Origin of the sequence: Sorangium sp. So ce887, from assembly GCF_051521455.1 — a bacterium.
In the GTDB taxonomy this organism is placed as follows: Bacteria; Myxococcota_A; Polyangia; order Polyangiales; family Polyangiaceae; genus Sorangium.
In genome coordinates this window covers 6,933,934-6,947,925 of record NZ_CP150354.1, presented here as the reverse complement: position 1 = coordinate 6,947,925, position 13,992 = coordinate 6,933,934, and the positions used below count along the sequence as shown (strand labels likewise).

14 protein-coding genes are annotated in these 13,992 nt (G+C 70.6%); 12 read left to right on the top strand and 2 right to left on the bottom strand.

What is annotated here, in order from left to right; all coding sequences use genetic code 11:
• Positions 1–218: 218 nt before the first annotated feature.
• The 7 genes from WMF36_RS25715 to WMF36_RS25685 all read left to right on the top strand — a co-directional run bounded on the left by WMF36_RS25715 (position 219) and on the right by WMF36_RS25685 (position 7,522).
• Positions 219–1,841, top strand: a complete 1,623-nt coding sequence (locus WMF36_RS25715; RefSeq protein WP_437573390.1) for a serine/threonine protein kinase — start codon at positions 219–221, stop codon at positions 1,839–1,841.
• The gene (locus WMF36_RS25710) at positions 1,838–3,097 is read left to right on the top strand and encodes an arabinan endo-1,5-alpha-L-arabinosidase (protein ID WP_437573389.1); all 1,260 of its coding nucleotides are present in this window, start codon (positions 1,838–1,840) and stop codon (positions 3,095–3,097) included. The genes WMF36_RS25715 and WMF36_RS25710 overlap by 4 nt, the downstream gene beginning before the upstream one ends.
• 149 nt (positions 3,098–3,246) lie before the next feature.
• Positions 3,247–4,260 carry a LamG domain-containing protein gene (locus WMF36_RS25705; RefSeq protein WP_437573388.1) on the top strand — a complete coding sequence of 338 codons (1,014 nt, stop codon included), beginning with the start codon at positions 3,247–3,249 and terminating at the stop codon, positions 4,258–4,260.
• 101 nt (positions 4,261–4,361) lie between these two features.
• Positions 4,362–5,273 (top strand): hypothetical protein, encoded by a 912-nt coding sequence (locus WMF36_RS25700; RefSeq protein WP_437573387.1) that lies wholly within the window; start codon positions 4,362–4,364, stop codon positions 5,271–5,273.
• A 181-nt stretch (positions 5,274–5,454) separates the two neighbouring features.
• Positions 5,455–6,534 (top strand): LamG domain-containing protein, encoded by a 1,080-nt coding sequence (locus WMF36_RS25695; protein ID WP_437573386.1) that lies wholly within the window; start codon positions 5,455–5,457, stop codon positions 6,532–6,534.
• A gap of 81 nt (positions 6,535–6,615) precedes the next feature.
• Positions 6,616–6,825: a hypothetical protein gene (locus WMF36_RS25690; protein ID WP_437573385.1), complete on the top strand. Its 210-nt coding sequence runs from the start codon at positions 6,616–6,618 to the stop codon at positions 6,823–6,825.
• A gap of 85 nt (positions 6,826–6,910) precedes the next feature.
• Positions 6,911–7,522, top strand: coding sequence for a DUF417 family protein (locus tag WMF36_RS25685; protein ID WP_437573384.1), 612 nt, complete (start codon positions 6,911–6,913; stop codon positions 7,520–7,522).
• 13 nt (positions 7,523–7,535) lie between these two features.
• Here WMF36_RS25685 and WMF36_RS25680 read toward each other — a convergent pair whose 3' ends face one another.
• Both WMF36_RS25680 and WMF36_RS25675 read right to left on the bottom strand, forming a co-directional pair.
• Complete coding sequence (locus WMF36_RS25680; protein WP_437573383.1) at positions 7,536–8,063, bottom strand: RNA polymerase sigma factor; 528 nt, start codon at positions 8,061–8,063, stop codon at positions 7,536–7,538.
• A 1-nt stretch (position 8,064) separates the two neighbouring features.
• Positions 8,065–8,859 carry an SDR family NAD(P)-dependent oxidoreductase gene (locus WMF36_RS25675; protein ID WP_437573382.1) on the bottom strand — a complete coding sequence of 265 codons (795 nt, stop codon included), beginning with the start codon at positions 8,857–8,859 and terminating at the stop codon, positions 8,065–8,067.
• A gap of 397 nt (positions 8,860–9,256) precedes the next feature.
• On the opposite strand from WMF36_RS25675, the gene WMF36_RS25670 reads away from it, so the two are divergent.
• The 5 genes from WMF36_RS25670 (at position 9,257) to WMF36_RS25650 (ending at position 13,958) form a co-directional block, all read left to right on the top strand.
• Positions 9,257–10,768: a sialate O-acetylesterase gene (locus tag WMF36_RS25670; RefSeq protein ID WP_437573381.1), complete on the top strand. Its 1,512-nt coding sequence runs from the start codon at positions 9,257–9,259 to the stop codon at positions 10,766–10,768.
• A 241-nt stretch (positions 10,769–11,009) separates the two neighbouring features.
• Entirely contained in the window at positions 11,010–11,585 is a 576-nt protein-coding gene (locus WMF36_RS25665) for a TetR/AcrR family transcriptional regulator (protein WP_437573380.1), read from the top strand.
• A complete protein-coding gene (locus WMF36_RS25660) occupies positions 11,582–12,664 on the top strand; it encodes an MBL fold metallo-hydrolase (RefSeq protein WP_437573379.1) in 1,083 nt (360 codons plus the stop codon). The genes WMF36_RS25665 and WMF36_RS25660 overlap by 4 nt, the downstream gene beginning before the upstream one ends.
• A 124-nt stretch (positions 12,665–12,788) precedes the next feature.
• The gene (locus tag WMF36_RS25655; protein WP_437573378.1) at positions 12,789–13,271 is read left to right on the top strand and encodes a DUF1348 family protein; all 483 of its coding nucleotides are present in this window, start codon (positions 12,789–12,791) and stop codon (positions 13,269–13,271) included.
• A gap of 15 nt (positions 13,272–13,286) precedes the next feature.
• Positions 13,287–13,958 (top strand): class I SAM-dependent methyltransferase, encoded by a 672-nt coding sequence (locus WMF36_RS25650; protein ID WP_437573377.1) that lies wholly within the window; start codon positions 13,287–13,289, stop codon positions 13,956–13,958.
• Positions 13,959–13,992 lie beyond the last annotated feature (34 nt).

Sequence of the window (13,992 nt, the reverse complement as noted above, 5' to 3'; positions counted from 1 at the left end):
ACGAGCCGGCGCCGCAACGCAATGCCCATGTGAGCCAACCACCGTATCGCGGATGCCGCTGCTCGGGCGTACGCCGTGTTGACGCGACGATACTACGACAATATCTCACCTGCGTTTTCGCAGGGAGGCGGAACAATGCAGCGCCTCGCGGCCGATGGCTCGAGAGTCCGTTGAAACCGTCTGGTCGGGGCGGTTTTCTTCGTGCCATCATCGACAAGGTGAACGTAGGGCCGTCCAGCAGTCGTCCGCCCGAGGAGGGGCATCATCTCCTGCTCGAGCTCGGGCGGGGAGGAACCGCGCACGTCTTCCTCGCCGTGCAGAGCGGCGCGGAGGGCGTGGACAAGCTCGTCGTCCTGAAGTTTCTCCGGCCCGACTTCCAGGACAACGCCGAGCTGCGGGAGATGTTCATCAACGAGGCGCGGTTCTCCGCTCGCTTGAACCACGCGAACATCGTCCAGACGAGCGCGATCGTCCAGACGACCCGCGGGGCCGCCATCGTGCTGGAGTACCTCGAGGGCCAGCCGCTCTCGGTCGTCCGGACGCGGGCGCGCACAAAGCTCCCGCTGGAGATGCACCTCCGCATCATCATCGACGTGCTTCGCGGCCTTCATTACGCCCACGAGCTCGCCGGCTTCGACGGCGAGCCCCTCAACGTCGTGCACCGCGACGTCTCGCCGCACAACGTCTTCGTGAGCTACGACGGTCAGGTCAAGCTCATCGATTTTGGCATCGCGAAGCTCCTGGGCACGGGGGCCGAGACGGCGACGGGGGTGATCAAGGGCAAGATCGGGTACATGCCGCCCGAGCAGATCGAGGGGAACCAGGTCGATCGGCGAGCGGATCTGTACGCGGTGGGGGTCATGCTCTGGGAGGCCGCGACGGGCGAGCGGATGTGGAAGGGGTTGACCGACGTCGTCATCATGAATCGCGTGCTGAACGGGAACCTCCCGAGGCCGCGCGAGATCAACCCCGACGTGCCCGAGGAGCTCGAGCGCATCATTCTCAAGGCGCTGTCGTTCTCGCGGGAGGCACGCTATGCCACCGCGCCGGAGCTCGAGGTCGACCTCGAGGTGTTCCTCGCCGGGATGATCCCCGTGACGAACCGCGACATCGGCAGGTTCGTGTCGCGCGAGTTCGAGGAGCTTCGCACGGAGACGAGGCGCATCATCGGCGAGGAGATGAAGCGCCGCGCCTCCATGGCGCGCTCGTACGCGCAGGCCGACGTCGCATCGTCGTCCCCGCCGCCGCTGTCGCAATCGCTCGCGCGCGCCGGCTACGCCACGATGACGAGCTCGGACTCGAGGCGCACGGACGTGCAAGGGGAGGCGCCGCGCCCGTGGATGAAGCGGGTGTTCCGCTCGCTGTTCGCCGCGGCCGTGCTGGTGATCGGCGTCGGCGTCGTCCTCGGCGTCACGTTCCGTGCCTCGCGCTCCCCGTCCCCGTCCGTGGACGCCGCGGATTCGCTGGCGGCGCCGCCTCCGTCGCCCATCCCCGTCGCGCCCGCCGCTGTCGCTGCGTCCGGGAAGCCGGCGCTCCCGCTGCGCGACGAGACCGTTCCCTCGTCGGGCTCTGCCGCCGTCGCGGTGGCCGCTGCGCCATCCGCGACGGCGGCAGAGCCGTCCGCGAAGCCCGCCAAGCCGTCCGCGAAGTCCGCCAAGCCGGCCAGGCCGTCGGCGAAGCAGGCCGGATCGTCGGTGAAGGCGCCGGTCGCGGTCGAGGTCGCCGTGCCTCCGGCGTCGGCGGCCACGCCCGCTCCCGCCGTGCCTGCCAGCCCGCGATGCGACCCGCCGTACACCATCGACGCCGATGGAATCAAGCGCTTCAAGGTCGAGTGCATGTGAGATTGCCTGTCGACACGACCTCGGGTACGGGGGCGCTCTCCGCGCTGGTCCTGGCCGTGATGAGCGGTTGCGGGACAGGCGGAGACACACGAATACAGGGCGGCGCCGGCGGACCGGCGACGGTGAGCGTGTCGTCCGGTGCCTCGGCGGGCTCTGGAGATGCGGGCACCGGGGGCGCGGGTTCCGGGAGCGCGGGCTCTGGAGGCGCGGGGTCCGGAGGCGCGGGCGGTAGCGGCGCGGGGTCCGGAGGCGCGGGCGGTAGCGGCGCGGGCACCGGAGGCGCGGGCGGTAGCGGCGCGGGCACCGGAGGCGCCGGCACCGGGGGCGCGGGGGGTGACGGCGGCGGTCCCGTTGCGACGGACCGTCCTCCGGTCGCGCTTGCCCTCAGCGGAGACGTCCAGGGAGTGCACGATCCGTCGATCGTCCGGGCGGGGGATCTGTATTACGTCTTCTCCACCGGCCCCGGGATCGCGATCCGGACCTCGGCGGACCTCGTGCACTGGGGCCTCGCCGGCGCCGTATTCAGCTCCACGCCGGAATGGGTCGCGAGCGCGGTGGGAGACGTCGACTCGCTCTGGGCGCCGGACATCTCTTACTGGGGCGGGCTCTATCATCTGTATTACGCGGCCTCGTACTTCGGGACGAACCGCTCCTGCATCGGTCACGCGACGAGGCCGTCTCTGGACGACGCGCATACCCGCTGGTTGGATCATGGCGCCGTCGTCTGCAGCGAGGGCACCGATTACAACGCCATCGACCCGAACGTCGTGATCGACGAGCGGGGCACGCCCTGGCTCCTGTTCGGGAGCTTCTGGTCGGGGCTCAAGCTCATGCAGCTCACCCTCGCAGGCGCTCCCGTCGACGGGACGCTCACGTCCGTCGCCTCACGCCCGAGCACGGCCATCGAGGCGCCGTTCGTCGTGAGGCGAGGCGAACATTATTACCTGTTTGCCTCGTTCGACACCTGCTGCGCCGGCTCGAGCAGCACGTACAAGATCATGGTCGGCCGGTCCCAGGCGCTCGCCGGTCCCTACGTGGACAGGCTCGGGAGCCGCATGCTCGACGGCGGCGGCTCGCGCGTGCTGACCGGCAGCTCGAGGTGGCGCGGGCCTGGCAGCAACGGCTTGATCCGAGATGGTGAGTCCTGGTATCATATCTACCATTCGTACGACGCCGACGCGGACGGCATGTGGGCCCTTCGCGTGGCCGAGCTGAGCTGGGGCGCCGATGGCTGGCCGGAGTCCGGCGGGCCGTGAGCTGGCATCCGGGGGTGCCCCACGCCTCGGTTCGGCGAGGGCGCCGGGCTCTTTCCCCCTGTGCTCCTGTGGTGGCCGTGGTCCCCGGGCCACGACCGCCTCATCGCACGCGCTCAGGAGACGTCAATCTTGTGGAAGGTGACATGAACATGGCAGGTCATGGAAGGTTGCTGGCCGGCCCTGCGGCTCTTCGTCCGGCGGCACGTGCGCTCCTGGCGATCGCTCCCCTGCTCCTCGGGGCGTGCTCGTTCGTCGAAGACCTGTCCCATCTCCAGCAGGGGACGACGAGCGCCGGGGGTGGCTCTGCGACGCAGAGCTCCAGCGAGAGCAGCAGCAGCTCGGGAGGCCGCGGCGGCGATGGCGGGAATGGCGCTACCGGGGGCGCCGGCGGCGATGGGGGCGACGGCGGCATCGGGGGCGATGGCGGGGATGGTGGCGCCGGGAACGCCGGGGGCGCCGGCGCTACCGGGGGCGCCGGCGGGGAGGCCGGCGCCGGGGGCGTCGGGGGCGGTCCCCTCGTCGACCTCGAAAGGGGGCTCTTCCTGCACTACACGTTCGACGAGACCGAGGGAGACCTCGCGGCGGACGCCACCGGCGACGTGCTGCACGACGCGATCGTGATGGGTGGGACGTGGGTGCCGGGGCACATCGGAAACGCGCTGTCCCTCTCGGGGGTCGAGCAGTACGTGGACGTTCCGCCCGGTATCGTGCAGACGCTCGATGAGATCACGTTTTCCCTCTGGGTCTCCCTCGGCCGGCAGCAGCTGTGGCAGCGGATCTTCGACTTCGGATCCGGGGAATCGGCGTGGATCTACCTGTGCCCGAAGGCGGCGGATCCGCCGGGCCTCCGCTTCTCGGTGAACTCCCTTGCGGGCGTCGATGAGTATACAGCGGACTGGACCTTGACGGTCGGGGCGTGGAGGCACGTCGCGGTGACGGCCTCCTTCAACCCGAATCGCTCTTCGATTTACGTCGACGGGGTCGAGGTGATGACCAGCGATCTGATCTACACCCGACCTTCGGAGGTGGGGAACACGACCCAGAACTTCATCGGCCGCTCCCAGTTCGCGACGGATCCCTACTTGAACGGGATCGTGGACGACTTCAGGATCTACGATCGTGCGCTCTCGGCGGCCGAGGTGGCGGCCCTCGCGGCGCTGTGACCGGGGTCGGCGGCCGCGAGCGAACGCGCCCGGCGGACCGTCGGAAGTTTGCTCCACAGGCTGTCGGATGCGAGTCTGCTGGACACGAGGAGCTCGGCGTGATGGCTGGAGAGACGGACGTGCTGCGATGGGCGAAGCCTTTCGGGATGAGGCGCGGCGGGCGCGGGGTGCTCGCGCTGCTCGCGACCTCTCTCTGGCCGCTCTCGGCTCCGGCGGACGAGCCCGCGGCGCCGGAAGCGGGAGCGGCCTCGGGGGTGGAGCAGTGTGTCGCGGCGCACGCCGAGGTGCAGACGCTCCGGAGGAATCAGCACCTGCTCGAGGCACGCCGTGTGCTGAAGGGCTGCGCGCGATCGGAATGCCCGGCGCCGGTCCTTCGCGATTGCGCCGCGTGGGTCGACGAGATCGAGAGGGCGACGCCGTCGGTCGTCTTCAACGTGACGAGCGGCGGCGAGCAGGTCGCCGGGTCGAGGGTCCTGGTCGACGGCCAGCCGGTCGAGCTGTCATCGAGCGGTGCGCCGCTCAGGCTCGATCCGGGGAAGCATACGTACCGTGTCGAGCATGACGGGTACAGGCCGGTGGCCAAGGAGCTCATCCTCTTCGAGGGGCAGCGCTTCCAGCAGCTGAACGTCGCGCTCGAGCCCGTCGTGGTCCCGCAGGCCCCGGTGGCTCAGGCCCTCGTGACGGAGAGCTACCGTCCGGTGCCGGCGTGGACCTACGTGCTGGCGGGCGTGGGTGTCGCGGGCGCGGCGAGCTTTGCGGTGTGGGGCCTCATGGGTCGATCCGAGCAGGACCACCTCGAACAGACCTGCAGGCCGAAGTGCACGGACAGCGATCTTGCCAGCGTGCGTACGCGGTACCTGATAGCCGACATCTCTCTCGGTGTAGGCGCAGCGGCGTTCGCGGGCGCTGCGCTGACCTATCTTCTCCGTCCCACGGAGGAGCGGCCGATCGCGGTGTCCGTGGAGCCGAACCGGACCGGAGTGTATGGTACGGTGTCGTTCCGCGGTATGTGAGATGGGTTCATCTCGCGACCGGACGCTGGAATCTTGACGAGGGTCGCCGTCGTCGGCGCGACCTGCTCCACTTTACAACCCTTCTCGAGCACCGTCGGACCGTTCCCCGAGGCTCGAGGAATTGCCTTCATTGGAGGATGCTATGAGAGAGGCATCGATCTTGTCGGGTAGTCTCGGGGCCATGCTGCTCACGGCCGTGATGCTCGGAACAGTCGCCACCGGATGCGGATCGAGCGATGACGACCCGGGAAGCGGCGGCAGCGGCGGCGGCAGCGGGACGACGTCGGGTGGAAGCTCCACCACGAGCGGCTCAGGCGGCAGCGGCGGGACCACGCCTGGCACGGGCGGCGCGGGCGGCGAGGGCACAGGCGGCATCGGCGGCGCGGGCGGCGGGGGTGAAGGCGGCAGCGGTGGTGCGACCGGCAGCGGCGGTGCGACCGGCAGCGGCGGTGCGACGGGCAGCGGCGGTGCGACGGGCAGCGGCGGTGCGACGGGCAGCGGCGGTGCGACGGGCAGCGGCGGTGCGACGGGCAGCGGCGGTGCGACGGGCAGCGGCGGTGCGACGGGCAGCGGCGGCAGCGGTGGTGAAGGCGGCGGCGGAGCGGGCGGAGGCGGCGGCGCCGGGCCGGCTCCGACGCTCGTCGTGCACTATACGTTCGACGAGGAGACCGGCCTCATCGCCAGCGACGCGTCGGGAAACGCGAATGACGCGACGCTCGCCGGGAGCGCCGGATGGTCGCCGACGGGGCGAATCGGCGGCGCGCTCAGCCTGCAGGGCGCCGACCCCTTCGTCGATCTCCCCGACGCCCTCACCGACGGCCTCGACGATCTCACCATCGCGACCTGGGTCAACCTGAGCAGCATCGACATGTGGTCTCGCATCTTCGACTTCGGCGGTAACGGATTCATGTATCTCACCCCGTCCAACGCTGTCGGGGAGTTGCATTTCGCGGTCTACAACGATGGAAACGAGGCGTTCGTGGCGGTCCCGAACCCGCTGACCGTCAACGTCTGGAAGCATGTGGCCGTCACGATCTCGAGCGGCACGTACCAGATATGGATCGATGGTGTCTCCGTGGCATCGACCACGCCGACTCCTCCAGACGACGTGAAGCCGTCCCAGCTGGCGCCCACGGCGAGCAACTTCCTTGGCGATTCGCAGTTCCCGACGGATCCCTTCCTCAAGGGGTACATGGACGACTTCCGGATCTACGACCGTGCCCTCTCGGCCGACGAGATGGCGGCCCTCGCCGCGCCGTAGGAGAGAGGACGCGCGAGGGGGGGCCTCGCGGTACTCGGCGAGGAGCTGCACGGGAAGTGCTTCGGCGAGGCGAAGCAGCGGGTGCAGTTCCACCTGAACGAGGGCGGTGCCGGAGCGACGGCAGAGGCCGTCGTCGGCTCCTACGGGCGGCCGCCGCCCCGGTCCTTCCAGGTGACGTCGCCGTTCCTGGTGCTGCTCCAGCGACGCGAGGCGAGCGCGCCCTACCTGGCGGCCTGGGTGGAGAGCACGGCCTGGAGACGCACGCCGACAGAAAGTCGCGGCGCCTTGTAACGCCCGGCGGCTCCGCGACCTCTGCGGGTGATCCCCGTGGCCGGGCAGTCTCCGGCCCCGGGCTCCCCTGACTGGAGGCATTCCCATGACCTGGTTCGAAGCTGCGATGCGATGGGCCGCGCGCGCCGATCGCATCGGAATGCACGCGCTGCGCATCGGGCTGATCACCGTGCTCCTGTGGATCGGCGGGCTCAAGGCGTTTCCCTACGAGGCCGATGGCATCGTGCCCTTCGTCGCCAACAGCCCGGCGATGAGCTTCTTCTACGAACACCCGGCGCCCGAGTACACGAGGCACATGAACAAGGAGGGAGAGCTCGTGGCGGCCAACCGGGCCTGGCACGAGGCCAACGGGACCTATCGATTCTCGTGGGGGCTCGGCGCGGCGATCGTCGGCCTTGGCCTCTTGATCGCCGCGCATTACTGGAGGCCCGAGCTCGGCGCGGTGGGCAGCCTCCTCGTGGTGGGGATGTCCGTCGTCACCCTGTCGTTCTTGATCACCACGCCCGAGAGCTGGGTGCCGAAGCTCGGCGACGCGGAGCACGGGTTCCCGTACTTGAGCGGGCGGGGCCGCCTGGTGATCAAGGACGCGATCATGCTCGGCGCCGCGCTGGTCACCATGGCCCAGTCCGCTCGAGAGTACATGGCGCGACGCGCGCCCAGGAGAGCGCCCGCCGGAGCCCTCGGCGCGGCGACGTGAGCGATCGCTCCGCTCAGGCTCGCTCGTCGATGCACTCGCGGAGCTGCTGCTTGGCCCGGTGGAGGAGCACGGCCACGTGGTTGGCCGTGAGGCCGAGCTGCTCCGCCACGGCCTCTCCGGGGAGCTCGTCGAGCAGCCGCAACGTCACGACCCGCGCCTGCACCTCGCCGAGGCGGTCGATGCAGCCGAGCGCGGTCACGTGCGCCTCGGCCGCAGTGATCAGCGCCTCGACCGAGGGCGCGCCGGCATCGAGCTCCTCGAGCGCCGCGGGGGCGCCGAGGTGCGGCCGGCTGCGATGATGCCGGCGCCGCCCATTGCGGGCCTCGTTGCGCACCAGGACGGTGAGGAGCTTGCGGCTGTCCTCTTCCTCGTCGGTGAGGGCGCGCGCGTGGGGCAATCGCAGGAAGGTCACGAAGGCCTGTTGCACGGCGTCGAGCGCGTCCTCGGCCGCGAGGCCCTGGTGCCTCGCGACCCCCAGCAGATCGCGGCGGTGCAGGAGGACCAGCCGCGTCACCCAGCTCAGAAATCCCTTGTCGCTCATCTCAGAAGACGCCCTTCAAGAGTCCGCCCTCGGCGCGCACGGCGGCGCCGTTCACCGCCGCGGCGAGCCCGCTCGCCAGGAAGGCGACCACGTTGGCGACCTCTTCGGAGGTGATGAAGCGGCCGAGGAGCGAGGTCGGGCGCGTGGTGGTGAAGAACTCGCTCTCGACCTGCGCGACGCTCGCGCCGCGGCTCGACGCCAGATCGGTCACGAAGCGATCGACGCCCTCGGACCGGGTCGGCCCGACCAGGACCGAGTTCACGGTCACCGCCGTGCCCCGCGTGAGCTCGGCGAGGCCGCGGGCGAGGGCCGACTGGGCGGTCTTTGTGACGCCGTAGTGAATCATCTCGGCCGGGATCTGCACCGCCGACTCGCTGGAGATGAAGATGACCCGGCCTGCGCCCCGGGCGAGCATTCGAGGCAGGTAGTGCTGCGAGAGCAGCGCGCCCGAGATGACGTTGGTGGCGAAGATCTCCTGCCAGTCGCGGGCGGTGATCTCCTCGAACGGCTTGGGGCCGTAAACGCCGACGTTGTTGACGAGGATCTCGGCGTCGGGCGTGGCCTCGATGAGCTTGCGGCAGCCCGCTTCGGTGCCCAGATCCGCGGCCAGGCCGCGCACCCGCCCCGAGGGCGCCTGCTCGAGGATGGCGGCGACGGCCTTGTCGACGCGAGCCTGGGTGCGCCCGGTGATGATGACCTCGGCCCCCTCTCCGGCGAGGCGCTGCGCGATGGCGTGCCCGATCCCGGCGGTCGAGCCGGTGACAATCGCTCGTTGACCAGAAATTCGCAGGTCCATGATGGGTCCTCCTCGGCGCGGGGGCGACGCCGCTCCCCGCGCGACAGGGGGAGGGCCTAGTCCATCTTCCTCCTCATGGCTCGCCCGGCAGCGCTGTGGCGTGACAGCGGCCCCTCACGATGCCCAGGCGAAGGAGCGAGCACGTGTTGCTTGTATTACAGTGAGAGCGTATCGGGTGGGACCTTGAAAACTTGACAAGCTTAACCGGTTTGGTTCTACTATGCGCCTACCGCGCACCACAGCCCGCGCCCTGCGCCGCGGCCCTGGACAGCCGTGCCTGACGCCAGCGCGGATCGCCTCCGCAGCATCGCCGGCCCCGCCTCGATCGCGAGGACCGGCGATCCACTCCCTCGGACGCGGGATCTGCGGACCAGCTCGTGGGCGACAAGGAGCCATCATGCGAAATCCGTTGTTCTTGGGCCTCAGCTCATCAGGTATCCTCGTTCTTCTCCTGATGGGGCTCGGGTGCGATTCATCGAGCGATTCATCCTCCGGCGCGGGGGGTGACGGAGGCTCCGGCGGTCAGGGCGCGACGAGCAGCGGGAGCGGCACCGGCGGCTCCGGCGCCTCCGCCGGCTCCGGGGGCGCGGCGGACGGCGGGGGCGGCGCAGGGACCGGGGGCAGCCCGGCGGGCACCGGCGGCGCCGGCGGCGGCGTACCTCCGGCGCCGGCCTGGGACTGGACCGGCATCGTCGGCACGGGACAGAGCCTGTCGGTCGGCGCGGAGGGGACGCCGCCCATCGGGACGCAGCAGCGCTTCAACAACCTGAAGCTGTCCCTCGGGGACGCGACCGTGCCGCCGTTCGATCCGGAGAGCAGCGCCCTCTCCCTGGTGCCGCTCGTCGAGCCCATCCGCAACTTCGCGACGACGTACCCGAGCGCCTACCCGAAGAACCTCTACGGCGAGACGCCCCACACGGCGATGGCCGACCAGATCTCGTCGCTGGTGAAGGCCGCCGCGGGCGGCGACCACGTCACCGTGCACACGGTCGTCGGCGAGAGCGGCCAGCCGATGAGCGTCCTTCGGAAGGGCGCCACCGAGGTGGCCAGCGGCGCCACGTCCATGGGCCGCGCCTACGCGGCGACGCTGTTCGAGGCCGAGGCGATCGCGCGGCTCGCCAGCCAGGCCGGCAAGACCTTTGGCGTCGGCGCCATCCTCATCACGCACGGCGAGTCCGACGCCGGCAGCGCGACCTACGAGGACGAGCTGTTCAAGCTGTGGTCCGACTACAACCAGGACATCCTGCCGCTCACCGGGCAGTCGCGGAGCATCCCGATGCTTGTATCCCAGCAGCACTCGGTGCACGCCGAGGTGGGCTCGCGGTCGACGTCGACCCTGGCGCAGTGGCGCGTGGGCGTGACCCATCCGGGCGATATCGTCTGCTCGGGTCCGAAGTACCAGTATCCGTACGCGCAGGATCACATCCACCTCAACGCGAACGGGTACCAGCAGCTCGGCGAGAAATACGGCCAGGTCTACTTCGAGAAGGTCGTCCTCGGGAAGGACTGGCAGCCGCTCCAGCCGACGCGCGTCGAGCGCAGCGGCGACGTCGTCACCGTGCGCTTCCAGGTTCCGGTGCCGCCGCTCGTCTGGGACAGCGCGCTGCCGTCTCCCCACCAGACGGCGTTCACCGAGTGGGCGCAGGGCCGCGGATTCGAGCTCTGGAGCGGCAACACCCGCATCGAGATCAGCGGTGTCGAGATCGACGGCGAGGCGGTGAAGATCACGGCGCGGAGCCTCCCAGCTTCCGGCGTGATGGTCGGCTACGCGGCGACGACCGACGGAACGTCGATGACGGGCGGCACGACGCGCTGGGGTCAGCTGCGCGACTCGGATCCGTTCGTCGGCTCGGTCACGGGCAAGGCCCAGCCGAACTACAGCGTGGCGTTCGAGATGAGCGTCCCGTGAAGTGAAGGAAGGGGCGGCGCCGGTGCGAGGGAGGGTCCCCGCCGCGCACCGGCGCTCGGCCGCGTCGGGTACAGCGACGCAGAGCGGGTGAACCGCCGAGGCGCCAAGGACGCCAGGACAGGAAGAGAAGAAACAGGGGTCTTCTCCCTTCTTCTCTTGGCGCTCCCCGCCGAGCCGCCCGCGCCCGCGCCGGCGGCGACGCGCCCTTGACAAGACAGACCTGTCTGTCTTAATCAGGGACGTGAGCGATGCCCGGCGGCACATCCTCGAGGTTGCGGAGCGCCTCTTCTATGCGGAGGGGTATCGCGCCGTCGGCGTCGATCGCCTGATCGCCGAGGCGGAGGTCGCCAAGGCCACCTTTTATCGCCACTTCCGGACCAAGGACGAGCTGCTCGTGGCGGTGCTCGACGCGCGCGACGCGCGCTTTCGCGCGTGGCTGGCCGGGCGCGTCGAGGAGCTCGCGAGCGACCCGCGCGAGCGACCGCTCGCGGTCTTCGACGCGTTCGCCGAGCGGTTCGCCGCGAACGACTTCCGCGGGTGCGCGTTCCTCAACACGATGGTCGAGGTCGCGAGCCGGAGCCACCCCGCCCATGAGGCGTCGCAGCGCCACAAGCAGCGGCTCATCGACTATCTCGAGGGGCTCCTGCGCGACGCCGGCGTGCCGGACGCCGGCGCGCTGGCGCCGCAGCTCCTGTTGCTGATCGACGGCGCGACGGTGACCGCCGTCCGCGAGGGGGGACCGGGCGCCGCCGCGCGCGCGCGTTCCCTCGCCGAAGTGCTCCTCGCCACAGCGCGGCCAGAAAGGCGACGACGATGAACCAGAGCATGCGTGTCTCGAGCGGGTCGATTGGACGTGCCGAGGAGCTTCCAGATCCTCATTTCACCGGGGCGGTGCCCGGGTCCGGCGAGCGCTCTGCGCGCCTCCCGCGGACGCCGCCGGCGCGCGCGGCCGCCCTCGCGGCACCGCTGCTCGCGCTCTCCCTGGCCGCGTGCGCGCCGGCGAACCGCGTCGACGCCAGCGCGCCGCCGGCCGGCGTATCGGCCGCCGCCGGGCCCTCGGCCGGCGCATCGGCCGCCGCCGAGGCCACGAGCGCGCGTCTCCAGTGGCGCGGCGGTCCGACGGCGATCCTCGAGCGCGACGGGCTCCGGCTCCTCACCGATCCCGTCCTCGGGCCGCGCGGGCCTGCCGCGTTCGTCCTCCCGAAGCACCCGTCGACCGGCGTCGAGAACGCGCCGGTCGCCCGCTACACGGATCCTCCCGCCGAGCCGCTCGGGCGCCTCGACGTCATCCTCCTCAGCCACAACCACGCCGACCACTTCGATGCGGTCGCGAAGGAGACGCTCCCGAAGGACGTCCCCTTCGTCCTCCCGCCCGACGCGGCCGAGGCGGCGCGCGCCGCGGGGTTCACGAGGCTGACGCCGCTCGACTGGGACAGCGAGACGGTCATTCCGACCCGCGCCGGCCGCCTCCGGATCCTCGCCGTCCCGGCGAACCACGCCCACGATGCGGCGCTCGACGCGACGCTCGGAAAGGGCAACGGGTATGTGCTGCGCTGGGAGGGCGAGAATCCCTATTCGATCTACTGGACCGGCGATTCGGTCTTCACCGATCCCATGCGCGCGGTGGCGGCCCGCTTCGCGCCCATCGACCTCTGGCTGCCGCACCTCGGCGCGGTCGGCGTCGACGGCGCGCGCGGCCTCCGCACGATGGACGCCGAGGAGGCCGTGGCCGCCGCGGCGCTCCTCCGCGCCCGCCACGTGATCCCGATCCACCACACCACCTTCGGCCATTACCGCGAGCCGGTCACGGCGTTCGTGCAGCGCGCCGCGACGAAGCGCCTGTCCGCGCACATCCACGTTCCGGCGGACGGCGCGTGGATGCCCCTCCCGCGCTGAACCGGCCGTGCGCGTGCTTGCCGCAGGAGGGGAGCGGGTGAGCCCCGGAGAGCCGCTGGAGAGCCGAGCGCGAAAAGGGGTTGCCGGGAAGGGGAGATTGGACGAAGGTTCGTTCAGGTGCACCTTGAGCCAGGATCCCGCCGCGCCGCGCCCGCCGTTGCCGCCCTTCACCGCCGAGACCGCCGCCCGGAAAGCGCGGCTGGCTGAGGACGCCTGGAACAGCCGTGAGCCCGCGCGCGTGGCTCAGGCGTACACCGTCGATAGCCGCTGGCGGAACCGGGCGGAGTTCTTCCAGGGGAGGGAGGCGATCGAGGCGTTCCTGCACCGCAAATGGCAGCGGGAGCTCGACTACCGGCTGATCAAGGAGGTCTGGGCGTTCACGGAGGACCGGATCGCGGTGCGCTTCGTCTATGAATGGCGCGATGACAGCGGGAGCTGGTATCGAGCCCATGGCAACGAGCAATGGGAGTTCGACGCCCACGGGTTGATGCGGCGGCGCGAGGCGAGCATCAATGACGTGCGCATCGCGGCGGAGGACCGGAAGTTCCACTGGCCGCTCGGACGCCGGCCCGACGATCATCCGGGGCTGAGCGAGCTCGGGCTCTAGGAGGCGGGCAAGCGCATGTCCACCTCTCCGAGCAGGCCCGAGATCGCCACGGCGTACGATCGCTGGGCCGCGACGTACGATGACGATCCCAACCGGACCCGCGAGCTCTCCGCCGCGGTGCTCCGGCAACGGGGCCTGGAGCTGGCCGGCCGTGACGTGATCGAGATCGGCTGCGGCACCGGGCGCAACACGCAGTGGCTCGCCGAGCGCGCGGGGAGCGTCCTCGCGCTGGATTTCTCCGAAGGGATGCTGCGGCAGGCGAGGGCCCGCGTGGTCTCCCCCCGCGTCCGGTTCGTGCAGCACGACATTCACGAGGCCTGGCCGGTCGCCGGCGGCTCGTCCGACGTCGTGATTGCCATGCTCGTGCTCGAGCACATCGAGCACGTCGAGGCGGTCTTCGCCGAGGCGGCCCGCGCCTTGCGTGGAGGCGGCGAGCTCTTCCTCTGCGAGCTGCACCCCATGCGGCAGCTGCGCGGCGGTCAGGCCAACTTCGTCAACCGGGAGACGGGCGAGCCCGAGCGCGTGCCCGCGTTCCTGCACGATGTCTCGGAGTACGTGAACGCGGGCCTGTCGTCCGGGTACGAGCTCGTCCACCTGGGCGAGTGGCGCGACGCAGAGGCCCCGAGGAGCGATCTGCCGCGCCTGCTGTCCGTGCACCTCCGGCTCAAGGCAGGCTCTTCGTCCTAGACGAAATACAGACCCTGCGGGGCGTTTCACCAGA